Origin of the sequence: Nocardia sp. NPDC051832 (assembly GCF_040681285.1) — a bacterium.
Lineage (GTDB): Bacteria > Actinomycetota > Actinomycetes > Mycobacteriales > Mycobacteriaceae > Nocardia.
Genome location: NZ_JBFAYL010000007.1, coordinates 22,268 through 44,281 on the forward strand (window position 1 = coordinate 22,268; position 22,014 = coordinate 44,281).

Below are 22,014 nucleotides of genomic sequence, written 5' to 3' on the forward strand. Positions count from 1 at the left end.
AACATGTTCGGCAACAACGAATTCGACAAGTATCTGCACGCGGTCATGGAGCGCGGCGGGCACGAGGCGCGGCAGGACGGGTCGGCGACGATCGAGGCGCAACACCTGCTGCTGGCCGTTGCCGCGCAGGACGGCACCGCGCCGCAGCGGCTGCTCGCCGAAGCCGGGCTGGATGCCCGGGCGATCCGGGACGCGCTGGACCGGGAATTCGAGCAGAGTCTGGCGATCGCGGGTGTCTCGATCGCGAATCTGCCTGGACCGAGTCGGCATTCGACCAAGGCGCCGAGTGTCGGGGCGACGGGGAAGCTCGTGCTCGAACGGATGACCACCACCTACCCCAAACGTGAACTACGCCAAGCGAATGTGCTGCTCGGGATCCTGCAGGCGGAGGTCGGCACGGTGCCGCGGGCGCTCGCGCTCGCGGGCGCCGACCGGGTCGCGCTGGTCACCCGAGTCCACGAATCGCTGGAAGATCGATAGGAGCGAGAATGCATGTCATGGCGGTGTCGGCAGTGTCCGACAATGACGGTTTCTGGAATGCGCTGAAGCAGGCGCATGTGCGAATGCCCAAGGGCAGCAGATGGACTCTCGCGGTGGCGAGCGCCGACGGGGCCAAGGCTGTCAACCTGATCGTGGGCGAATCACTCGAAAGCGTTCAGGCCTTCTTCGACTCCCACGCGGGCTCGTTCGCGGCGACCGAATTCTTCGAAGCGGACGCCGCCAATGCGGTCGGTCTGCCGAAGTAGGCGATCGCGATGCGGCTCGACCTGATTCGAGAACTGTTGCCGGAGTACGGAATTCCCAGCGCTGTCCTCGGCGTGCTCCATGCCGGGCAGGTCACCGAGTTCACCGTCGGCGTCAAGGACGTATCGACCGGCGAAGCGGCAACCACGGACACCGTCTACCAACTCGGTTCCATCTCCAAAACCTTTACTGCCCTTGCTTTCATGCAGTTCGTCGACGAAGGCAGGATCGGCCTGGACGATCCGATCCGCGCGTATCTGCCCGGTTTCTCGGTGGCCGACCCGCGGGTCACGGCCGAGCTCACCGCGCGCCACCTGCTCAATCACACCCATGGCATCGAGGAAGCCTTCGGCGACCCCGGCGAAGGCGCCGACGTGTACGCCCGCATGGTTTCGGCCATCGCCGGCGCACCCCAGGTCTTTCCGCTGGGCGAAACCCACGGCTACAGCACGGCATTGGGCTACGCCCTGCTCGCCCGCCTGATGGAAGTCCTCGACGGCCGCTCCTGGGACGATCTCGTGCGCGAGCGCCTGCTGACTCCGATGGGCTTGTCCGACACCAGCACCTGGCACGCGCAGGTCGACCCGGCCCGCGCCGCCACGGGCCATCTGCTCCGTTCGCTCGACGAGGGCCCGATCGTCACTCCGATCCCGCACCTACCCCGGTCTTACGGCCCCGCGGGCAATTTCACCGCCACCGTGCGCGACTTGCTGGCCGTCGGCCGGCTCTTCCTGGACGACGGCAAAGCCCCCGACGGCACACGGATCGTCTCCCCGGCCGCCCTTCGGGAAATGACGTCCTCGCGCGTGCCCATCCCCGACCCCTACATGTTCGGTCCGGAATGGGCTCTGGGGCTGATCGTCTGCGACTGGTCCGGCCACACCGTCTATGCCACCGACGGCAGCACCATCGGCCAGAACGCTCGCCTCCGCATCCTCCCCGATCACGACACCATCATCGCGATGGTCACCAACGGCGGCCCTCGGGAAACCTTCTACCAGAAGGTCTTCCAGGAAATCCTGAGCACCCTCGGCATCCCCGGCCTGCCCGCCCCGCCGAAACCGAACCCCGCCCTCGCCCTGGACCTGTCCCGCTACGAAGGCGTCTACGAACGCCCCGGCACCCGCTATGTCGTCCACGCCGAAGCCGGCCGCCTGCACCTCACCCTCGGCCTCGACCCCATGCAGGCTCAGTTCCTCGGCAAACCCGACCACCTCCGCTACGACCTGCTCCCCATCAGCGAAACCCACTTCCTCATGCCACCCACCGACCCCCTCGAAGACCCGCAAACCGTCGCCCTCTACGACTTCCGCGACGGCCGGGCCCACTACCTGCACACCAACTCCCGGGTGCACCCCCGAACGGACTGACGGCGCGACACCCGGTTCGAATCCGGACCCGTGATCGCCCGCCGGTACGCTGGCTCGGCGATACCCCCCAACCGTCTGGAGGACCCCTGATGTGTTACCCGATCACCTGCCCGAGCTGCGGCAAGACCACCTGGGACGGCTGCGGCGAGCACGTCGACGACGTGCGCGCCATGGTCCCCGCCGAGCAGTGGTGCGAGGGGGAGCACGACGCGTCCGGGGCCGAGTAGCGATCGGGGTCGTTAGGGTCGAGCCGTGGCAAAAGGTTCCCGGCGGGCGTATCGGACCGGTCTTTCGCGGGCGGTGATTGTCGAGGGGGCGCTGGCGTTGACGGCGGAGCGGGGGCTCGATGGGTGGAGCATGCGGGATCTCACCGGGCGGCTGGATACGTCGCTGTCGGTGATCTATCACCATGTGGGGGATCGGCAGCGGGTGTGTGCGGCGGTGATCGATCGGATTTTCGCGGAGATCGATTTGAATCTCGGGGAGCCGGATTGGCGGAAGCTGTTGCACGGGATTCTGTCGCAGATCATCGAGCATTTCTCGGGATATCCGGGTACCGCGACGTGGCTGCTGCGGAACGGGCCGCAGACCGAGGAATTGCTGCCGTCGATGGACGCGGGGATGACGCGGATGCTGGAAGCGGGGTGGGGGGAGGAGGCCGCGATCGCGTATTCGGTCGCGTTCAACAGCTGTCTCGGGATGATCGCGCTGGGGGACCAGCGCGCCAGTGACGACGGGGAGCTGGGGATGGCCGGATTGCAGAGCCTGTTGGCGGGGCGGCCGGATGCCGGGCCGGGCGCGCAGGAGATGTTGCGAATGGTGCGGCGGTACGTGGGGAACCCGCGGGAGCGGGACGCGGCGCACCGCGAGCAGTGCCGGTACGCGCTGGAGCGGACGCTCGAGGGGATGGCGGCCCGGCTCGAGGTGATCAGGAACGCGTCGCCGTAGCGGCGGTTCGCGAAAAAGATTCTGTACCGCGGCCGGAGTGCTCGCTACACTGCAAATTGGAACAGTGATCTAATTTGCCCTTGGGAGCCCGATGAGTACAGCGGTGCTGGATCCGGTAGCGGTCCAGGAAGAACAGCCGAGCGAGAAACCTGGCGGGCTGAAGGTCGTGCTCGCCCCCGTGCGCGGGCGGCTCGCCGGGGCGGCGGTGCTGCAATTGGTGGGTGCGCTGGCGGGGCTCGCGCCCTACATCGCGGTCGTGGAGATCGCGCGGGAGCTGCTGGGCGGCGCGGATCGCGGCGCGGTGTGGCTGTGGGTGGGGATCGCGGTGGTCGGGTTCGCCGTCCGAACCCTGGGCGCCGCAAGCGCTTACACGATCAGCCATATCGCCGACGCCGACCTGGGGTTGCAGATCCGGCGGCAGATGGCCGACCGGCTGGGCGGTGTCGCGCTGGGCTGGTTCACCGACCGCAGCTCCGGACGGGTGAAGCGGGTGCTCTCCGATGACGTGGGCGCGATCCACCACGCGGTGGCGCACGCGCTCAACGACCTGGTGGCCGCGCTCGTCACGCCCTTGGTGGCGCTCGGCTACCTCTTCTACCTGGACTGGCGGCTGGCGCTGATCTGTCTTGTGCCCCTGGTGCTCTGGTTCGCCGCCACGGCTTTCGAGCTGCGCGACGGCGGCGCGGGCATGAAGCGGTTGAGCTCGGAGCTCGACAAGGTCAACGCCGCCGCCGTCGAGTTCGTCGACGGCATCGCGGTGGTCAAGGCTTTCGGCCAGGCCGGGCGCGCCCAGGACCGATACCGCCGCGCCGGGGACGATCTGGCGCGCTTCTTCGGCGAATGGCAGGGCCCGATGCGCCGGGTCGAATCGATCGCGAACACCCTCATCGCACCGCCGATGCTGCTGCTGGTGGCACTCGCCGGAGGCATTTGGCTGCAAGCGGATCTGGTCGAGGTCATCGCCTTCGTCATGCTGGCGGTCGGGCTGGGCGCTCCGATCATGGCACTCGGATTCGGCGCCATGGCCATGCAGGCGGCCGCCGAAGCGGCCGGCCGGATCGGCGAGCTCCTGGCGACCCCGGAATTGCGCCGGGTCGGCACCCCGCGGACACCCACCGGTGCGAGCGTCGAATTCGACAGTGTGCGTTTCTCTTACGACGGTCGCACCACCGTGCTCGACGGCGTCGACCTGCGCCTGGAGCCGGGTACCGTCACCGCCCTGGTCGGCGCCTCCGGCTCCGGTAAGTCGACGCTGGCCCGGCTGCTGCCGCGCTTCTGGGATGTCACCGAGGGCGCGGTGCGCATCGGCGGCGTCGATGTTCGCGACCTGTCCGAGCGCGATCTCTACCGGCGGGTGGGTTTCGTCTTCCAGGAAACCTCGTTGCTGCGCACCAGTATTCGCGACAACATCGCCCTCGGCCGCCCAGAAGCCGACCTCGCCGATATCGAAGCCGCGGCTCGGACCGCGCAGATCCACGACCGCATCATGGCCTTGCCCCGCGGCTACGACAGTGAGATCGGCGCCGACGCGCACTTGTCCGGCGGTGAGGCGCAACGGATTTCGATCGCCCGCGCGCTGCTGGCCGACACCCCGGTGCTGGTCCTGGACGAGGCCACCGCCTTCGCCGACCCGGAATCCGAAGCGGCCGTGCAGGACGCGCTGTCCCGCTTGGTCGCCGGCCGCACCCTGCTGGTGATCGCCCATCGCCTGCACGCCATTCGCGGCGCGGACCGCATCGTGGTCCTGTCCCGCGGGCAGGTGCTCGAATCCGGCAAGCACGACGACCTGCTGGCCGCCGACGGCGCGTACGCCCACCTGTGGCGCACTCAGACGCAGCCCCTCGCTGTAAAGGAATCCTGATGATTCGCAAGCTGTTTCGTCTCGTCGATCCCGCCGACCGCCCGCGTTTCGTGCGCTGGATCGGCCTGATCATCGCCTTCTCGGTCCTCCAAGGCCTCTGTGTGCTGCTGGTGGTCCCGGTCCTGCGCGCGCTGCTGGACGGCGACCGCGACGCCGCGATCGGCTGGCTGGCGGTGCTGGCCGGGACCACCGCCGCGGCGGCCGCCGTCTTCTACGCGCAGGCGATGGACGGTCAGCAGATCGCCAACGACCTGTTGCTCGGCATGCACCACCGCATCGGCGACCACCTTTCCCGGCTGCCGCTGGGCTGGTTCGGCACCGATCGCACCGGCCGCCTGACCCACTCGGTTTCGCAGGGCACCGTGAGCATCGGCGCCGTGCCCGCACATCTGATGCAACCCGTGATCAGCGGTGCGATCACCCCCGTCGTGGTCGCGGTCGGTATGTTCGCCTTCGACTGGCGGCTGGGGGTCGCGCTGCTCGCCGCGGGCGCGGTGCTCCTGGTGGCGCACCAGTGGTCCCAGTCGGCCATCGCCCGCAGTTTCGGCGCGATCGATGCCACCGCCGTCGAATCCGCGGGCCGCATTGTCGAATTCGCGCAGAATCAGCCGATCCTGCGCGCCTTCGGCCGGCGCGGCGAGAGCAATCGCCTGCTCGACGACGCGCTCGCCGGCCAGCGCCGCGCCTACGGGGCGATGAATCGCGGGGCGGTGACCGCCCTGCTCACCTTCTCGGTCGCGGTGCAGTCCGCCTTCCTCGCCCTGATGGCCGTGGGAGTGACACTGGCGCTGGGTGGTTCGCTCGACGCCGCCGAACTGATCGCGCTGCTGGTGCTCATCACCCGCTTCGCCGGTCCGCTGCTGGAGATCGTCGACCACTCCGCCGCTCTGCGCATGGCCGCGGAGAACCTCGACCGCATCGACGAGGTCCTCGAGGTGCGGCCGCTGCCTGAAGGCGGCCAGGAGCGTGCGGTCGCCCCCGGCAAGGTCAGCTTCGAGCACGTCGGATTCGGTTACGACGACCGAACTGTCCTGCGGGACATCAGCTTCGACGCCCAGCCGGGCACGCTGACCGCGATCGTCGGCCCGTCCGGCGCGGGTAAGACCACCCTGCTGCGGCTGGTCGCCCGATTCTGGGAGGTGAACACCGGCACGGTCCGCGTCGGCGGCGTCGATGTCCGTGATCTGTCCACTGAGGCGCTGATGAGCCAGCTGGCCATGGTGTTCCAGGACGTGTACCTCTTCGACGACACCATCGAAGCCAACATCCGCCTCGGCCGGCCCGGCGCCGGCGCCGCGGAGATCCGCGAGGCCGCCCGGCTGGCCCGCGTCGACGAGATCGTCGACCGGCTGCCCGACGGCTGGGAGACCCGCGTCGGCGAGGGCGGCGTCAGCCTGTCCGGCGGTGAGCGCCAACGAGTTTCGATCGCCCGGGCGCTGATCAAGCAGGCCCCGATCGTGCTGCTCGACGAGGCCACCGCCGCACTGGATCCGGACAACGAGGCGGCGGTCGGCGCGGCCGTGCGCACGCTGGCCGAGCAGCGGACCCTGCTCGTCGTCGCGCACCGGTTGCACACCGTCGCCGCCGCCGACCAGATCCTGGTGCTCGACGAGGGCGGTATCGCGCAGCGCGGCACGCACGCCGAGCTGATCGATCAACCCGGCCGCTACCAGGACTTCTGGCGGGAACGCGAGCGCGCGCAGGGCTGGCGACTGGTCGGCTGAATCTTTGCGCAGGGTTGGCAGAATATTGCTGTTCAAATATATTCTGCCAACCTACAGTGTTCCGCATGGCTATCGTCCCCGATGACAAGAACTGGACCTGGGTCCTGGAGAAGACCTGTCCGGAATGCGGTTTCGACGCACCCGCGACACCGTACGACAAGGTGCCGGCCCTGACCCGCGACTACGCGGCGCGCCTGGCCGGAGCGTTGACCAGGGACGACGCTACCGTCCGCCCGGACGAGAGCACCTGGTCGGCGACGGAGTACGCGGCACACGTCCGCGACGTGTGCCGCATCTTCACCTATCGCACCGATATCGCCGCCCGGCGCGAAGCCGTCGATCCGCGGGTCCCGGGCTTCGACGCCACCACCGGCAGCGCCGAAGGCCTGCCGTTGTTCTCCAACTGGGACCAGGATGTCACCGCGATCGCCGCCGGCTACGGCGCCCAGGAGCCGGCCGTGGTCGCCGCCGAACTCGCCGTCGCGGCCGAATCCGTGGCGCGCGCAATCGAATCCGTTCCGCCGGCCGATCGGGAATTGGCCGTTCGGCGCAGCGACGGCTCGGGTTTCACCGTAGAGTCTCTGGCGATCTACTTCCTGCACGACGTGGTCCACCACGTGTACGACGTCCGGGCCTGAAAAGACGCCCGACCAGCCGCTGTCCAGGAAATTCGACCCCGGCACTAGAACGAGTTCTACTTTTCTCGTAGTGTGTGTGCAGTCACATAAGTACACGTGCACGCGAGAGGTCGACAGGAATGAAGACGAAGGGCGCGATCCTGTGGGGGATCGACCAGGAGTGGTCGGTTGAGGAGATCGAGGTCGGTGACCCGGTCTCCGGCGAGGTGCAGATCCGGATGGAAACCGCCGGTATGTGCCACTCGGACCATCACATCGTCACCGGGGCGACGCCGATGCCGGGCTACCCGGTCATGGGTGGCCACGAGGGCGCGGGCGTGATCACCAAGCTGGGCCCGAACTGCCCGTCGGACCTGGCGGTCGGCGATCACGTGATCCTCTCGTTCATCCCCGCCTGCGGCCGCTGTCCGTCCTGTGTGTCGGGCAACATGGCGCTGTGCGACCTGGGCGCGGGCTTGCTGATGGGCCAGGCGATCAGCGACGGCACCTACCGGATCCAGGCGCGCGGCGAGAACGTCATCCCGATGTGCCTGCTGGGCACGTTCGCGCCGTACATGACGGTGCACCACACCTCCGTGGTGAAGATCGACCCGAGCATCCCGTTCGAGGTGGCCTGCCTGGTCGGCTGTGGCGTGCCCACCGGCTTCGGCTCCTCCACCCACGTGGCGCAGGTGCAGCCGGGCGAGACCGCGGTCATCGTCGGCATCGGCGGCGTCGGCATGAGCGCGCTGCAGGGCGCGGTGCTCTCCGGCGCCTCCAAGGTCATTGCCATCGACCCGAATCCGTGGAAGCTGGAGCAGGCGCAGAAGTTCGGCGCCACGCACACCTACCCGACCATGGCCGAGGCGATCATGCCGATCATGGACATCACCGAGGGCCGGATGGCGGAGAAGGTCATCCTCACCATGGGTGAGATGCAGGGCCAGTACGTCGAGGAGGGCCTGATCCTCACCGGCAAGGCCGGCACCATGGTCATCACCTCCATGGGCCGGATGGAAGACGGCGACGTCAAGATGAACAGCTTCCTGCTGTCCATGCTGCAGAAGACGGTCAAGGGCTGCATCTTCGGCGGCGGCAACGCCCGCCAGGACGCTCCGCGCCTGCTGTCGCTGTACAAGTCCGGTCAGCTCAACCTGGACGACATGGTCACCCGCCAGTACTCGCTGGAGGAGATCAACCAGGGCTACAAGGACATGCTGGACGGCAAGAACATCCGCGGCATCATCCGCTACACCGAGAACGACTGGTGAGCTGACGCCGTAACCGAAAGGGCCCCTGCGTAATCGGCAGGGGCCCTTCGCGTCTCAGTGGCAGCGCAGCAGCGCTTCCCGCAGATTCCGGCTGCGCACGTCATCGAGCACGGCCATACCGAGCCGGTTCATCGTGTAGCCGAAGCCCAGACCCGTTGTGGGATCCGCGAATCCGAAGGACCCGCCCAAACCCGTTGTCCCGTAAGCCCGCTTGTCGGAGCCGAATCGGAAAGAACCGCGCGACTTGCGGAATCCGAGGTGGTACCGACTCTTGGTGTACAGCACGAGATCGTCGGCGGGTACGTCATCGGCGGTGTTCGCGGCGGCCAGATGCGAGAGCACCGCGTCCGCGATCGGCAGCGCACCGGTGCGACCGGCGGCGGCGCCATAAACCTTGGCCAGCGAGCGGGCATTGCCCACGCCGTTGGACGCGGGCAGTTCCACCTCCAGGAATTCGCGACGCGTCGCGCGGGCGGGGGCGCCGACGCGCGGATTGGTCAGCGAACCGTAGGCAGGTCCGCGCTTGGAGTAGACGTCGAGGCCGATCCGCAGCGGCAGATCTCGCTCGTAACGCAGAATATCCAGCCCCTTGGTGGCCGACAGCACGGCGATCCGGTCCATCGCCTCCTCGGCGGGCAGCCCGATGAAGAAGTCCAAGCCGAGCGGTTTGGCGATGTCCTCGGCGAACACCCGGCCCAGGGTGCGATGTTCCGGATCGACGCGGCGGATCAGCTCGCCTTGATACAGGCCGAGCGTGATGGCGTGGTAACCGTGCCGGGTGCCCGGCTGCCATGCCGGCTTCTGCGCCGCGAGGATTGTCGCCAACCCGTCGAAGTCTTTGAGCTGGTCGAACTTCACCACGGTATCGAGTCCGGACAGCCCGGCCTGATGGTCGATCAGCTGACGGACCGTGATCTCGCCCTTGCCCTGGGCGGCGAACTCGGGCCAGTAGGCGGCGACCTTCTCCTCGTAGTCCAGCAGGCCCTTCGACACCGCGGCCGCCACCACGAACGCGGCCATGCCCTTGGTCGAGGAGAACACCGGAACGATGGTGTCGCGCTCCCACGGCTGCGCCCGGTTGCGGTCGCGATGCCCTGCCCACAGGTCGACCACCGGCCGGTCACCGGCGTAAACGGCCACGGCCGCGCCGATTTCACCGTGCTGGGCGAAGTTCTTGCGGAAGGCGTCGGCGACGGGGCCGAATCCGGCCTCCACATCGCCGTGGATCGTGGGTCGCGCACTCATAGTGCAGTCGATGGTACCGGCGGTACCGCGTGCCGATGACCCAGATTTGCGCCTAGGTGTGCTCCGCCCGGTCAGCGGTCTCGTAGGCTCGTTTGGTGCGATCACTCGAGCAGATCAAGGACTGGCCGGTTCGGCATGCGGGCGCGGGCGTCGTGACCCCGGCGGGCGCGAACTCCGCGGGCGACACCGATCGGGTGTTCCCGCTGGCCTCGGTGACCAAGCCGCTGGTTGCCTACGCGGTGCTGGTGGCCGTCGAGGAGGGCGCGATCGAGCTGGATCAGCCGGTCGGCAGCCACTCCGCGCCGCCCGGAACGACTGTGCGGCACCTGCTCGCGCACACCTCCGGCATCGCCTTCGACACCACCGACGCGCTGGCCGAGCCGGGCGCCAAGCGGATCTACTCCAGCGCCGGATTCGAGGTGCTCGCGCAGTTCGTCACCGCGCAGACCGGAATCGCGTTCGACGAGTATCTGCGCGACGCGGTCTTCGAGCCGCTGGGCATGAAGCACTCGGTGCTCACCGGTTCGGCGGGGCACGGCGCGCGATCAACTGTCGACGATCTGCTGCTTTTCGCCGCGGAGTTGCTGAATCCGCAATTGATCTCCGCGGAGATGCATAGCGAAGCATGCACCGTGCAATTCCCGGGAAGTAATGGTGTCCTGCCGGGTTACGGTTCGCAGCGGCCCAACGACTGGGGGCTGGGATTCGAGATTCGCGACAGCAAATCCCCGCATTGGACCGGTAGTGCGAATTCGCCTCGTACATATGGACATTTCGGCCAATCGGGCACATTCTTGTGGGTTGATCCGGAAATCGAGGTGGCGTGTGTCGCGCTCGCCGACGAGAATTTCGGGGACTGGGCGCGGGCCGCGTGGCCGGTATTCAGCGACGGGGTGATTCAAGAACTATCGCGCGGGTAATCCAGCTAGCACTGTTCAGTGTCGAAAAGCGGGAAACGGCAACACAGCCGCGAAGTAACACCCGTAACATCGGACACTCCAGTACACTCAGGCACCGTAGCGACCGCCAGCGGTCGCTCGATGTTTCAGCCAGCCGAAACGGGTCGTTGGGGAAGACGGTCCTCGTCGACGCTGGAGGTTTTAGTGGTGCGTGCATCGAGTCAGTTCGCGGACGCGACGGCGGGTGTTGTCTGGATCCACTCGTCGCCAGCCGCGTTGTGCCCGCACATCGAGTGGGCGCTCACCTCCGCGCTCGGCACCCCGGCGAAACTCCGCTGGACCGCCCAGCCCGCCGACGGTTCATTGCGCGCAACCAGCGATTGGGTCGGCCCCGTCGGCACCGCCGCGCGCATTGCCCAATCCTTGCGCTCCTGGCCGGTCCTGCGTTTCGAGGTCACCGAGGAACCCAGCGAGGGCGTCGACGGCGAGCGCTACAGCTTCGTGCCCAACCTCGGGCTCTGGCACGGCTCCACCAGCGCCAACGGTGACGTGGCGCTGGGCGAGATGCGACTGCGAGCGATGCTGCAAGCCGCCCACGAACTCGGCAAATACAACAGCTACGACCTCGCCGCCGAAATCGATCGCGCCCTGGGCACCGCCTGGGACGACGATCTCGAGCTCTATCGGATCGGCGTGGACGGCGTCGGCGCCGAGATCACGTGGCTGCGCCGCGACGTCGGCTGAGTGCCTCGAACTTCGGTTCCAGCCCGTCCAGGAACGCGCTGAGCGCCAATTCGAAACTGTCCGAGTCGATTTCCTCGGCTTTGTCGCGCAATAGATGCGCCTGCTCGAGATTGGGGTAGCGGTCGCGATAGACCTGGATGTCGTCGACGAAGCCGCGGGAGAACGAGCCGACCGTCGAACCGAGGACCAGGTAGCGGGCGGCGGCGCCGATCATGGTCGCCTGGCGGGGCGGCCAGCCGGCATCGACCAGGCCGCCGTGCACGGCATTGGCGGCGCGCAGGGCTTCGTCGCGGCGGCCTGGGCCCGAAATCGCCAGGTAGGGAACGAAGTTGGGGTGCTTCGCCAGGGCGGCGCGGAACGAGCGAGCCCAGGAAACCAGTGCGCTGCGCCAGTCTTCGCGTGCGAAGGCCGAGGCGTCGACGTGGCTCATGATGGCGTGGGCGATGTCGTCGAGCAGGTCGTCCTTGGTGGGGTAGTGGCCGTACAGCGAGGCCGCCTGGACGCCGAGTTCGGCGGCCAGCTTGCGCATGGAGAGCTCGCCGAGGCCGTCGCGGTCGATGAGCCTCAGCGCGGATTCGCGGATCCGGTCGCGACTCAACAGCGGTACGCGGGGTCGCGCCACGGCTTTCACCTCCTGGAACAGTTCGTCGAACCTAGCACCCGGACGAACCGGGCCTTGTCTGCCTAACAGCGTTGAGCTAACGTGCGGCCGGTAAACCTAACACTGTTTGGTTCAGGATGGCACTGCATGAATCTGGAATTGAGCGAGACCCATCGCGATCTGCGCGAGCTGGCTCGCACCTGGGTGGACAAGGAAGTCGTCCCCAACGCCACGGCATGGGATCGCGCCGAGGCAGTCGATCCGGCCATCGTGGGCAAGCTCGGCGCGATGGGCTTCCTCGGTATCGGGGTGCCCGAGGAGTACGGCGGTTCCGGCGGCGACGCCCTCGACTACTGCCTGCTGCTGGAGGAACTCGGCCGCGGCGACAGCGCGGTGCGCGGCATCGTCTCGGTGTCACTGGGATTGGTCGCCAAGAGCATCGCGGGGTACGGCACCGAGGAACAGAAACGGCGCTTCCTGCCGGAGCTGTGCGCGGGACGCGCGCTGGGCTGCTTCGGGTTGACCGAGGCGGGCACCGGCTCCGATGCGGCGAGTCTGGTGACCAAAGCCGAACGGGTGGGCACGGACTGGGTGCTGTCCGGCTCGAAGATGTTCATCACCAACGGTACTCGCGCGGATATCGCGCTGATCTTCGCCCGTACGGGTGGTCCGGGGCCGAAAGGCATTACCGCTTTTCTGGTTCCGGCTGATTCGCCGGGCTTCGCGCGCACCGAGATCAAAGGCAAGCTGGGGCTGCGCGGGCAGGCGACCGCCGAGCTGAGTTTCGATCAGGTCCGGGTGCCCGACGCGCTGCGCCTCGGCGGCGAAGGCGCCGGCTTCCGAATCGCCATGTCTGCCTTGGACAAAGGCCGCATGGGCGTGGCGGCGGGCTGCGTCGGCGTCGCCCGGGCTTGCCTGGAGGCCTCGGTGCGGTACGCGGGGGAGCGGGAGCAGTTCGGCAAGCCGATCGCCTCCTACCAGCTGGTGCAGCAGATGCTCGCCGATATCGCCGTCGAGACCGACGCGGCCCGGCTGCTCACCTGGCGGGTGGCCGATCTGATCGACCGCGGACAGCCGTTCGGCACCGAGGCGTCCATGGCCAAGCTCTACGCCAGCGAGACCGCGGTGCGGGCGGCGAACAACGCGATCCAGGTGTTCGGCGGTTACGGCTACATCGACGAGTACCCGGTGTCGAAGTACCTGCGCGACGCTCGCGTGCTCACGCTCTACGAGGGCACCAGCCAGATTCAGAAGCTGCTCATCGGCCGCGCCCTGACCGGCGTGAACGCCATTGTCTGACAAGGAGTTCCAGATGCATGAAGTCGCAGTGGTAACGGGCGCCGCCCGCGGGATCGGCGCCGCCACCGCCGCCCGGCTGGCCGCCGGCGGCGCCGCGGTCGCGGTCGTCGACTTGGACGAGGCCGCCTGTCGGGCGACGGCGGCACAGATCGCGGCGGACGGCGGCACCGCCATCGGGATCGGGTGCGACATCACCGACGACCAGCAGGTGCAGGGCGCGTTCGCCCGCACCGCCGCGGAGCTCGGATTGCCGAACATCCTGGTGAACAACGCGGGCGTGCTGCGCGACAACATGCTGTTCAAGATGTCGGTCGAGGACTGGGACACCGTCATGGGCGTGCATCTGCGCGGCGCCTTCCTGTGCTGCAAGACCGCGCAGCAGTACATGGTCGAGCAGCGCTACGGCCGCATCGTCAACACCTCGAGCGTGTCCGCCCTGGGCAATCGAGGACAGGCGAACTACGCCGCCGCGAAGGCCGGGATCCAGGGCTTCACCCGGACCCTGGCGATGGAGCTGGGGCCGTTCGGCATCACGGTCAACGCGGTCGCCCCGGGGTTCATCGCGACCGAGATGACCGCGCAGACCGCGGCCCGGATCGGTGTCACCGCAACCGAATTGCAGGACAAGACCGCCGCGATCACGCCCCTGCGCCGGGTGGGTCAGCCCGCCGATATCGCCGGTGTGGTCGCCTTCCTCACCGGCCCGGACAGCACCTTCGTCACCGGGCAGACCCTGTACGTCGACGGCGGCCGCCGGCTCTAGCCGCGCGTAGCGATACGCATCACAAAACCGTCGTAGAAATACACGACATTAGATGTCGTGATTCCCTGGCAAGCTTCCTGTTTGTAGGAACACCCGATGAATTGTGGGAGCTGAAGTGGGAATCGAACGTACGGCCGTCAACCCGGTCACCTGGTCGCTGGGCATGGGTTTCAACCAGGGCGAGCTCGTCTCCGGGCAGACCCGGACCCTGTACTGCTCCGGGCAGACCTCGATGAGCAAGGACGGCAAGCCTGAGCACGAGGGTGACCTGGCGGCGCAGCTGGCGCTGAGCCTGGACAACCTGGAGGCGGTGCTCGCCGAAGCCGGGATGTCGCTGGCGAACCTGGTGCGGCTCAATGTTTACACCACCGATGTCGATGAGTTGTTCCAGCACTACGGTGTGCTGGCCGGGCGGCTGGGTGCGGCCCAGGTGGCGCCGGCGACCACCATGCTCGGGGTGACCCGCCTGGCGATTCCGGGCCAGCTGGTGGAGCTGGAGGGGACCGCCGTGGCGTGATCCGTGGGCTGCCGGGGCCGTCGTGACTCGTGGAGTGCGACGGCCACCAGCATTGTCCGCGGCGGACAAAGCGCATTCGCGAAGTTGGTCCTCCGCGTCCGATGTGCGTGTCTACCAGCGGTTTTACGCTTTGCGGGACCTTATAGCCCGCAGCCGAGCGCCGCCGGTTTCACTGCTCGCCCGCTGTCCAGACGCGGGCTGGAGGACGCATGCTCGAAATTTCCCAGCTGACGCTTCGTTTCGGCGGCATCACCGCGCTCACGGACGTCGGATTCCAGGTCGCGCCAGGGGAACTCGTGGGGCTGATCGGCCCGAACGGGGCGGGCAAGACCAGCCTGTTCAATTGCCTCACCCGGCGCTACACCCCCGACAGCGGCGCGATCACCTACCAGGGCGCCGACCTGCTGACGGCGCGACCGCACACCCTGGCCGGGCTCGGCATCGCCCGGACCTTCCAGAACCTCGGCCTGTTCACCCGTATGTCCGTGCGGGACAACGTGCTCGTCGGCGCGCATCATCGCGCCCGCGCCGGCTTCGGCACCGCGGGCCTGCGGCTGCCCCGGGTGCGCTGGGAGGAGCGCAAGCTGCGCGCCGAAGCCGACGCCCTGCTCGAGCGTCTCGACCTGACGAAGGTGGCCGGGCATCCGGCCGCCGGCCTCCCGTTCGGGACGTTGAAGCGGATCGAGTTGGCGCGCGCCCTCGCGATTCACCCGCGGCTGTTGCTGCTCGACGAACCGGTCAACGGCCTAAGCCACGGCGAGGTCGACGAGTTCGCCGAGCTGGTTCGCGGCCTGCGCGCCGAACTGGACCTCACCGTCATCGTCGTCGAGCACCACATGGGCTTCGTCATGGGGCTGTGCGACCGCGTCGTCTGCCTGGACTTCGGCCGCGTCATCGCCGAAGGCAAACCCGAACAGGTGCAACAGCATCCGGACGTCATCGCCGCCTACCTGGGGACCGCGGCATGAGCGAACCGTTCCTGACCGTCACCGATCTGCACGCGGGCTACGGCGCCGCACGCGTTCTCCAGGGCCTGAGCTTCACGGTCGACAAGGGTGACGTGTGCGCCATCCTCGGGCCCAACGGCGCGGGGAAGACCACGCTGCTGCGCGCGCTGTCCGGCATGGTGCGCACCGACGGCGCGATCCGGCTCGACGGCGCCGCCATCGCGGGCCGTAAGCCCGAAGCCATCGCCCGCCGCGGCGTCGCGCACGTGCCGGAGGGCCGCGGCACCTTCGCTCCGCTGACCGTCGAGGAGAACCTGCGGCTTGGCGCCTACCCGCGCCGGGACCGCCCCGGCGTGGAAGCGGACTTGGCGCGCGTCTTCGGCTTCTTCCCGGTGCTGCGGGAGAAACGGCGCGAAGCCGCGGGCGCGCTGTCCGGCGGCCAGCAGCAGATGCTGGCGATCGGCCGTGCGCTCATGCTGCGCCCGCGGCTGCTGCTGCTCGACGAGCCGTCGCTGGGCCTCGCGCCCCTGGTCACCCAGGAGCTGTTCCACCTCATCGGCACCATCAACGAACAGGAGCGGATCACCGTGCTCGTCGTCGAACAGAACGCGCATCTCGCGCTGGGCATCTCCAGCCACGCCCACGTGCTGGAGGCCGGCCGGATCGTGTTGTCCGGCACGGCATCCGAGGTCCAGGCCGATGCGAAGGTCGTGCAGTCCTATCTCGGATACCGGGTGTGATCGTGATCGGATTCTTGCAGCAACTCATCGAAGGGCTCAGTGCCGGAGCTATTTACGCCGGATTGGCGCTGGCGCTGGTGCTGATCTACCGGTTCACCGGAATCGTGAATTTCGCCCAGGGCGAGCTCGCCATGTTCTCCGCGTTCCTGGCTTGGCAGTGCACCGAGAGCGGGATGCCGTTCTGGCTGGCGCTGCCGATCACGCTGGCGGTGTCCTTCGCCGGCGGCATGCTCATCGAGCGCGTGATCATCCGGCCGGTGGAGGGCGGCGCGGAACTGACCCTGGTCATCGTGACGGTCGGGTTGTTCTTCTTCGTCAACGCGGCGGCCGGGTGGATCTGGTCGTATCAGGTGAAGGCGTTCCCGAATCCCTTCCCGGAGGGCACTTTACGCGCGGTCGGAGTGAGCGCCGGATACGGCAGCCTCGGGGTGATCGCCGTGGTCGCGGTGGTGATGGGCCTGCTCTATCTGATGTTCCGCTACACCCGGATCGGGTTGGCGATGCGCGCGGTCGCGTGCAATCCGGCTTCGGCGCGGCTGGTCGGCATCCGGGTCGGTGTGGTGCTGGCGCTCGGCTGGGGTCTGGCCGCGCTGGTCGGCGCGGTCTCGGGCGTGCTCTCGGCGCCGCTGCTGTTCTTGGAGCCGAACATGATGGGCGGCGTCCTGATCTATGCCTTCGCCGCCGCGACGCTCGGCGGATTCGACAGTCCCGGTGGCGCGGTCGCCGGCGGGCTGATCGTCGGTGTCGCCGAAACCCTCACCGGCGCATACGTCGACTTCATCGGCACGGAGCTGAAAATCGGTGTGCCACTGGCGATCATCCTCGGCGTGCTGCTGCTGCGGCCGCAGGGGCTCTTCGGGAAAGCGGCGGTGGAACGGGTATGAGCATCAAGGACACCGCCGCACCCCGTGCCGTGGACGCGCCGGAAGTGGCAGCGTCGCCGCGGCTTTCCCTCCTCGGCCGGATACTGGCGCGGCGCCGGTTTCTGGTGATCGCGGCGCTCTTCGTGGCGGCCTGCTTCGCGCCATTCCAGCTGACGCCGTTCCACACCTTCCAGCTCAGCATGGCGCTGGTGTACGCGATCGCGCTGCTCGGCTTGAATCTGCTTGTCGGGCAGGCCGGTCAGATCTCGCTCGGGCACGGTGCGTTCCTGGCCGTCGGCGCGTACACCGCCGCGGTCCTCCTGGACCGCTGGGACACGCCATACTTGGCGACCCTGCCGGTCGCCGCGGCGGTCTGCTTCGTCCTGGGTCTTGCCCTCGGCGTGCCCGCGCTGCGCCTGCGCGGCCTGTACTTGGCCTTGGTCACACTCGCCATCGCCATCTTCGTGGTGCCGCTGCTGAAGCGTTTCGAGTCCGTCACCGGCGGCTCGATGGGGCTCACCCTCGACAAGCCGATCCCGCCGGAGTGGTCCGGGCTCGCCGAGGATCAGTGGCTGTACTTTCTCTGCCTCGCGACGGCCGTGGCCTGCCTGCTGGTGGTCGCCGGAATCCACCGTTCGCGAGTGGGCCGGGCGCTCAACGCGATTCGCGACAACGAGACCGCCGCCGAGATCATGGGCGTGCGCCCGGCCTACTACAAGACCCTGGCCTTCGCCTGGAGCGCCATGCTCGCCGGGGTCGCGGGCTGTGTGTACACCTGGGTGATCGCCTACGTCTCGCCGGACTCCTTCGCGGTCGGCCTGTCCATCACCCTGCTCGCCGGGCTGGTGGTCGGCGGCCTCGGCTCGCTGTGGGGCCCGCTGTTCGGCGGACTGTTCGTGCTGTTCGTCCCGAGCTTCGCTCAGGACATCAACCAGGCCGCGCCGGGAGCCGTCTTCGGCCTGCTCATCATCGCGGTCATGTACCTCGCGCCCAGCGGTCTCGCCGGTCTGGGCGGCCGGATCGCGACCGCCATAGCAGGCCGGCGCAAGTAGAAAAAACTCCGAACCGCCGCGGCGCCATCCGGTACCGCGGCGGTTCGCTGTTGCGCGGGGGGAGCGGTCCCCGTGTCGATCGCCCGATCGGAATCGCCTATCGCCCCGGTGTTCCGGGTGGCCGCGGCCCCAGACTTCGGTGGTACGAGCCCAAGCCCGACCGGAGGAGCCCTGGTGGCCCGGCTACAGATCGATGCGATCGCCAAAACCTATGGCGCGGACCATGCCGTTCGCGAGGTGAGCCTCGACATCGCCGACGGGGAATTCATGGTGCTGCTCGGCCCGAGCGGCTGCGGCAAATCCACTCTGCTGCGGATGATCGCGGGGCTGGAGGAGCCGACTTCGGGCCGAATCCTGCTGGACGGCACCGACATCACCGATACCGCTCCGCAGCAACGGGACCTGGCGATGGTGTTCCAGAGCTACGCGCTCTACCCGCATCTGACGGTGGCGAAGAACATCGGGTTCCCGCTGCGGGCCCGGCGGCAACCGCGCGCCCGGATCGCCGAGCGGGTCACCGAGGTGGCCAAGACCCTCGAACTGTCGGCGCTGCTCGATCGCCGCCCCGCCGCACTCTCGGGCGGGCAGCGACAGCGAGTCGCCCTGGCGCGCGCCATGGTTCGCGACCCGGGCGCGTTCCTCATGGACGAGCCGCTGTCCAATCTCGACGCCAAACTGCGCAGCGCCACCCGCGCCGAACTCATCGCCCTGCACCGCCGCCTCGGCGCCACCTTCCTGTACGTGACCCACGACCAGGTGGAGGCCATGACCATGGCCACCCGCATCGCCTTGCTCGACGCGGGCCGCATCGAACAGGTCGGCACCCCCGAGGAGCTCTACGACCGGCCCCGAACCGCCTTCGTCGCCGGCTTTCTCGGCTCCCCGCCCATGAACCTGTTTCCCGCGGTCGTGTCCTGGCGGGACGGCGGGTTGCGGGTGTTGTCCGACGGCATCGACGCCGCCTTGGACATCACGGCGGATTCCGGTGACGACAGCGCCGTCCTCGCCGGAATCCGCCCCGAGCAACTCCGGATCGATCGCGCGGCGTCCGCGGTGCGCGGACGCGTGACGATGGTCGAGAACCTCGGCAGTGAGGAGCTGGTGCACGTCACGGTCGGCGCTGACTCGCTGTGCGCCCGCATGCCCCGGCCCTGTGGTGTCCGCGCCGGGGACGATGTCGGCTTCCGCGTCGATCCCGCGCACATCCACCTCTTCCACCCCGATTCCGGCTTGCGCCTGACCTGGCAAGAGCCGCAATCGGTTTCGCCTGAGCCGTCCGCGGCCGCCGTGCCCGTCCCCTGACTACCGCACCACACTTGATGAGGAGAACCTCGTGAAACGCGCCGCCCCCTTCCTGGGTCTGGTGTTCGCCGTCGCCACAGCCGTCAGCAGCTGTGGCCTCGGGGGCACCACCACCGAACCCACGTCCACCGCGCAGGTCCCCGAACTGGCACCGGGGCAGCAGGTTTCGATCGTGTTCGAGTCCTACAACTACGGCGTCGCCGGTGCCTGGACCGATACCTTCAATTCCTTGATCGCCGATTTCGGCAAGAAGTTCCCCAACATCAAGGTGACCGCGCAGAAGCCGCAGGGCAACAGCCCCAACCCGGCCACCGACACCGTCTCCAGCATCCAGAACCAGATGGTCGCGGGCAACCCGCCGGACGTGGCCCAATTAGGTTTCAGCGACCTGGATTTCACAATCAATCAGCTGCGCGCCAAGCCGCTGGACACCCTGTTCGGCAAGGACGCGGTGCAACGCAACTTCGACGGTCGCCTGCCCTACCACCCGCGCGCCCGCACCCTCGACGATTGGGGCGGCCACACCTACGGCGTCCCGTTCGTCTTCTCCACGCCGGTGCTGTATTTCAACGCGAACCTGTTCACCGCCGCCGGTCTCGACCCGAACCAGCCCCCGGCCACCTGGCAGCAGGTCGCCGAAGCCGCGCGGGCCATCAACGCCAAGACCGGTAAGGACGGCATCTACATCGACTGCCTGACCAAGACCGCCAAAGACTGGTGCTTCCAGTCGCTGGTGCGATCCAACGGCGGGCGCATCATCTCCGACGACCGCCGCACCCTCACCTACGCCGAGGCCCCGGTCGTCGAAGTCACCCGGATGGCACAGGATCTCGTCAACACCAGCGGCATGCCGAAGCTCGCGCAGAAGCAGGGCTACGAATCGTTCGCCCGCGGCGACGTCGGCATGATCCTCGAAACCAGCGCTCTGCAAGGCACTTTCGTCACCGGGGCCAAGGACAAGTGGGACCTGCGTTCCACTGCCATGCCGCGCTTCGGCGACAAGCCCGCCGTGCCCACCAACTCCGGTGCGGGCCTGCACATCCTGGCCAACGATCCAGCCAAGCAGCGGGCGGCCTGGGAGCTGATCAAGTTCCTCACCAGCGAGGAGTCCTACGTGAAGATCTCGAAGAACATCGGCTACCTGCCGCTGCGCACCGGATTGCTGAACGAGCCGAGCTCGCTGGGTGCCTGGTCGGCGGCGAACCCGCTGCTTGCGCCCAATGTGGCGCAGCTGAACGGCATGGAGCCCTGGGTCGCCATGCCCGGCAACAACTATCTGCAGATACGTGACGGCATGATGGACGCCGTCGAGTCGATCGTGTTCCAGGGCAAGGATCCGCAGTCCACCCTGGCCGCCGCTCGCGCCGAGGGCGCGAAACTCCTTCCGGCCGCATGAGGTTCGCGCAAATGCGAGATCTACGGATCGTGCAGCTCACCGACACCCACATCCGACCCGCCGGTGAGCTGCTCTACGACGCGGTGGACACCTACGCCAACCTGACCCTGGTACTGGACCGATTGCGGGCCTCCGGCCCGATCGACGCATTGATCCTCTCCGGCGATCTCACCGACAACGGGTCGCCGGAGGGCTACCGCAGACTGCGCGCGGCCGTCGAACCGGCGGCGGCCGAATTGGGCGCACAGGTCGTCTACGTCATGGGAAACCACGACGAGCGCAGCGCATTCGGCATCGAACTGCTCGATCACACATCGGGCGCGGTATCGATCAAGAAGCCGCACGACCAGGTCTTCGAAGTCGCGGGCCTGCGTATCATCGCGATGGACAGCACCACGCCCGGGCGGCACGGGGGCAAACTGGAGGCCGGCCAGTTGGTGTGGCTCGGGCGGAAGCTACGCCGCCCCGCACCCCGCGGCACGCTGCTCGTCCTGCACCACCCACCCCTGTCGTCCGGCATGGCGGCGTCCGAGCTGCTCAACCTCGACCAGGCGGTCCGGCTGGCGGCCGTGGTGGCGAACACCGATGTGCGCATGATCCTGTGCGGCCACAACCACATGACCGCGGCCGGTTCGCTGGCCGGGATTCCGGTCTGGGTCGGCCCCGCCGTCGCCTACCGCTTCGACGCCATGCCACCCACCGGCCGGATGCGCGCGGTCCAGGGCTTCGGCTACAGCCGAATCGATGTGCTCGGCATGGATTTCGTGGTCACCGCAGTGGAAGCCACACCGGCGGGTGACGTCTACGAGCGGGATGAGGGGGAGATGCTGGACCATCTGCGAGCCATCGACCGAGTCGAGGCACAGTGAGTTCGTCCAGATCCGCCGGTGTGCGCGGCTTGACGGCTGAGCCTCGGCTGGCAACAGAGCTCGAGACGCAGACGAGGGCTCCGCATGACGGCGGGACTCGGCCTGCCGACAGAGTTCCGGATCGGTTCCGGGCCAGAGCTGATGAGCCGCGTTCCGCAAACAAGGCTCGGGACGGCGACACCCTCGGGCTGGCCACGGAGCTCTGGACGGCTGCGGAGCCCGGAACGGCGTCGGGAGGTCTC

The 22,014-nt window shown here is 68.0% G+C and carries 23 protein-coding genes; 21 read left to right on the top strand and 2 right to left on the bottom strand.

Annotated elements, in window-relative coordinates:
• Positions 1-3: 3 nt before the first annotated feature.
• From AB0M14_RS34290 to AB0M14_RS34330, 9 genes are all read left to right on the top strand, one after another.
• Positions 4-480: a Clp protease N-terminal domain-containing protein gene (locus AB0M14_RS34290; RefSeq protein ID WP_365003141.1), complete on the top strand. Its 477-nt coding sequence runs from the start codon at positions 4-6 to the stop codon at positions 478-480.
• 8 nt (positions 481-488) lie between these two features.
• The gene (locus AB0M14_RS34295; protein ID WP_365003144.1) at positions 489-746 is read left to right on the top strand and encodes a hypothetical protein; all 258 of its coding nucleotides are present in this window, start codon (positions 489-491) and stop codon (positions 744-746) included.
• 9 nt (positions 747-755) lie between these two features.
• Complete coding sequence (locus AB0M14_RS34300; RefSeq protein WP_365003146.1) at positions 756-2,114, top strand: serine hydrolase domain-containing protein; 1,359 nt, start codon at positions 756-758, stop codon at positions 2,112-2,114.
• An 89-nt stretch (positions 2,115-2,203) separates the two neighbouring features.
• Positions 2,204-2,341 (top strand): hypothetical protein, encoded by a 138-nt coding sequence (locus tag AB0M14_RS34305; protein ID WP_365003148.1) that lies wholly within the window; start codon positions 2,204-2,206, stop codon positions 2,339-2,341.
• A gap of 25 nt (positions 2,342-2,366) precedes the next feature.
• Positions 2,367-3,062, top strand: coding sequence for a TetR/AcrR family transcriptional regulator (locus AB0M14_RS34310; RefSeq protein ID WP_365003151.1), 696 nt, complete (start codon positions 2,367-2,369; stop codon positions 3,060-3,062).
• 91 nt (positions 3,063-3,153) lie between these two features.
• Complete coding sequence (locus tag AB0M14_RS34315) at positions 3,154-4,923, top strand: ABC transporter ATP-binding protein (protein WP_365003154.1); 1,770 nt, start codon at positions 3,154-3,156, stop codon at positions 4,921-4,923.
• A complete protein-coding gene (locus tag AB0M14_RS34320; protein ID WP_365003157.1) occupies positions 4,923-6,647 on the top strand; it encodes an ABC transporter ATP-binding protein in 1,725 nt (574 codons plus the stop codon). The genes AB0M14_RS34315 and AB0M14_RS34320 overlap by 1 nt, the downstream gene beginning before the upstream one ends.
• 65 nt (positions 6,648-6,712) lie before the next feature.
• On the top strand, positions 6,713-7,285 hold the full coding sequence (locus AB0M14_RS34325) for a DinB family protein (RefSeq protein ID WP_365003161.1): 573 nt from the start codon (positions 6,713-6,715) through the stop codon (positions 7,283-7,285).
• 119 nt (positions 7,286-7,404) lie between these two features.
• Complete coding sequence (locus AB0M14_RS34330) at positions 7,405-8,535, top strand: NDMA-dependent alcohol dehydrogenase (protein WP_365003163.1); 1,131 nt, start codon at positions 7,405-7,407, stop codon at positions 8,533-8,535.
• A 54-nt stretch (positions 8,536-8,589) separates the two neighbouring features.
• On the opposite strand, the gene AB0M14_RS34335 is transcribed toward AB0M14_RS34330, so the two are convergent.
• Positions 8,590-9,780: a serine hydrolase domain-containing protein gene (locus AB0M14_RS34335; RefSeq protein ID WP_365003166.1), complete on the bottom strand. Its 1,191-nt coding sequence runs from the start codon at positions 9,778-9,780 to the stop codon at positions 8,590-8,592.
• Positions 9,781-9,875: 95 nt separating this feature from the next.
• On the opposite strand from AB0M14_RS34335, the gene AB0M14_RS34340 reads away from it, so the two are divergent.
• Positions 9,876-10,700 (top strand): serine hydrolase domain-containing protein, encoded by an 825-nt coding sequence (locus AB0M14_RS34340; protein WP_365003169.1) that lies wholly within the window; start codon positions 9,876-9,878, stop codon positions 10,698-10,700.
• 186 nt (positions 10,701-10,886) lie between these two features.
• Positions 10,887-11,423 carry a DUF3145 domain-containing protein gene (locus tag AB0M14_RS34345; RefSeq protein ID WP_365003172.1) on the top strand — a complete coding sequence of 179 codons (537 nt, stop codon included), beginning with the start codon at positions 10,887-10,889 and terminating at the stop codon, positions 11,421-11,423.
• Here the strand turns inward: AB0M14_RS34345 and AB0M14_RS34350 are convergent.
• On the bottom strand, positions 11,395-12,045 hold the full coding sequence (locus AB0M14_RS34350) for a TetR family transcriptional regulator (protein WP_365003175.1): 651 nt from the start codon (positions 12,043-12,045) through the stop codon (positions 11,395-11,397). The genes AB0M14_RS34345 and AB0M14_RS34350 overlap by 29 nt on opposite strands.
• Before the next feature lie 126 nt (positions 12,046-12,171).
• Between AB0M14_RS34350 and AB0M14_RS34355 the strand changes: the two genes are divergently transcribed.
• From AB0M14_RS34355 to AB0M14_RS34400, 10 genes are all read left to right on the top strand, one after another.
• The gene (locus AB0M14_RS34355; RefSeq protein WP_365003177.1) at positions 12,172-13,323 is read left to right on the top strand and encodes an acyl-CoA dehydrogenase family protein; all 1,152 of its coding nucleotides are present in this window, start codon (positions 12,172-12,174) and stop codon (positions 13,321-13,323) included.
• 13 nt (positions 13,324-13,336) lie between these two features.
• The gene (fabG, locus tag AB0M14_RS34360; RefSeq protein ID WP_365003179.1) at positions 13,337-14,086 is read left to right on the top strand and encodes a 3-oxoacyl-ACP reductase FabG; all 750 of its coding nucleotides are present in this window, start codon (positions 13,337-13,339) and stop codon (positions 14,084-14,086) included.
• Between the two features lie 121 nt (positions 14,087-14,207).
• The gene (locus AB0M14_RS34365) at positions 14,208-14,603 is read left to right on the top strand and encodes a RidA family protein (protein WP_365003853.1); all 396 of its coding nucleotides are present in this window, start codon (positions 14,208-14,210) and stop codon (positions 14,601-14,603) included.
• 209 nt (positions 14,604-14,812) lie between these two features.
• Complete coding sequence (locus AB0M14_RS34370) at positions 14,813-15,571, top strand: ABC transporter ATP-binding protein (RefSeq protein WP_365003182.1); 759 nt, start codon at positions 14,813-14,815, stop codon at positions 15,569-15,571.
• A complete protein-coding gene (locus tag AB0M14_RS34375; RefSeq protein WP_365003184.1) occupies positions 15,568-16,290 on the top strand; it encodes an ABC transporter ATP-binding protein in 723 nt (240 codons plus the stop codon). Before AB0M14_RS34370 ends, AB0M14_RS34375 begins: the two co-directional genes overlap by 4 nt.
• Before the next feature lie 2 nt (positions 16,291-16,292).
• The gene (locus AB0M14_RS34380; RefSeq protein WP_365003187.1) at positions 16,293-17,174 is read left to right on the top strand and encodes a branched-chain amino acid ABC transporter permease; all 882 of its coding nucleotides are present in this window, start codon (positions 16,293-16,295) and stop codon (positions 17,172-17,174) included.
• Positions 17,171-18,205, top strand: a complete 1,035-nt coding sequence (locus tag AB0M14_RS34385) for a branched-chain amino acid ABC transporter permease (protein WP_365003189.1) — start codon at positions 17,171-17,173, stop codon at positions 18,203-18,205. The genes AB0M14_RS34380 and AB0M14_RS34385 overlap by 4 nt, the downstream gene beginning before the upstream one ends.
• Before the next feature lie 174 nt (positions 18,206-18,379).
• Positions 18,380-19,507 (top strand): ABC transporter ATP-binding protein, encoded by a 1,128-nt coding sequence (locus tag AB0M14_RS34390; protein WP_365003192.1) that lies wholly within the window; start codon positions 18,380-18,382, stop codon positions 19,505-19,507.
• 31 nt (positions 19,508-19,538) lie between these two features.
• Positions 19,539-20,903: an ABC transporter substrate-binding protein gene (locus AB0M14_RS34395; protein WP_365003194.1), complete on the top strand. Its 1,365-nt coding sequence runs from the start codon at positions 19,539-19,541 to the stop codon at positions 20,901-20,903.
• Between the two features lie 11 nt (positions 20,904-20,914).
• Positions 20,915-21,772: a metallophosphoesterase gene (locus tag AB0M14_RS34400; RefSeq protein ID WP_365003197.1), complete on the top strand. Its 858-nt coding sequence runs from the start codon at positions 20,915-20,917 to the stop codon at positions 21,770-21,772.
• Positions 21,773-22,014: the final 242 nt, after the last annotated feature.

Bases quoted from the DNA above. Each gene is read 5' to 3' on its own strand.
- AB0M14_RS34290 (WP_365003141.1), top strand. From the start codon at position 4: ATGTTCGGCAACAACGAATTCGACAAGTATCTGCACGCGGTCATGGAG.
- AB0M14_RS34295 (WP_365003144.1), top strand. From the start codon at position 489: ATGCATGTCATGGCGGTGTCGGCAGTGTCCGACAATGACGGTTTCTGG.
- AB0M14_RS34300 (WP_365003146.1), top strand. From the start codon at position 756: ATGCGGCTCGACCTGATTCGAGAACTGTTGCCGGAGTACGGAATTCCC.
- AB0M14_RS34305 (WP_365003148.1), top strand. From the start codon at position 2,204: ATGTGTTACCCGATCACCTGCCCGAGCTGCGGCAAGACCACCTGGGAC.
- AB0M14_RS34315 (WP_365003154.1), top strand. From the start codon at position 3,154: ATGAGTACAGCGGTGCTGGATCCGGTAGCGGTCCAGGAAGAACAGCCG.
- AB0M14_RS34320 (WP_365003157.1), top strand. From the start codon at position 4,923: ATGATTCGCAAGCTGTTTCGTCTCGTCGATCCCGCCGACCGCCCGCGT.
- AB0M14_RS34325 (WP_365003161.1), top strand. From the start codon at position 6,713: ATGGCTATCGTCCCCGATGACAAGAACTGGACCTGGGTCCTGGAGAAG.
- AB0M14_RS34330 (WP_365003163.1), top strand. From the start codon at position 7,405: ATGAAGACGAAGGGCGCGATCCTGTGGGGGATCGACCAGGAGTGGTCG.
- AB0M14_RS34335 (WP_365003166.1), bottom strand. From the start codon at position 9,780: ATGAGTGCGCGACCCACGATCCACGGCGATGTGGAGGCCGGATTCGGC.
- AB0M14_RS34355 (WP_365003177.1), top strand. From the start codon at position 12,172: ATGAATCTGGAATTGAGCGAGACCCATCGCGATCTGCGCGAGCTGGCT.
- fabG (WP_365003179.1), top strand. From the start codon at position 13,337: ATGCATGAAGTCGCAGTGGTAACGGGCGCCGCCCGCGGGATCGGCGCC.
- AB0M14_RS34370 (WP_365003182.1), top strand. From the start codon at position 14,813: ATGCTCGAAATTTCCCAGCTGACGCTTCGTTTCGGCGGCATCACCGCG.
- AB0M14_RS34375 (WP_365003184.1), top strand. From the start codon at position 15,568: ATGAGCGAACCGTTCCTGACCGTCACCGATCTGCACGCGGGCTACGGC.
- AB0M14_RS34385 (WP_365003189.1), top strand. From the start codon at position 17,171: ATGAGCATCAAGGACACCGCCGCACCCCGTGCCGTGGACGCGCCGGAA.
- AB0M14_RS34400 (WP_365003197.1), top strand. From the start codon at position 20,915: ATGCGAGATCTACGGATCGTGCAGCTCACCGACACCCACATCCGACCC.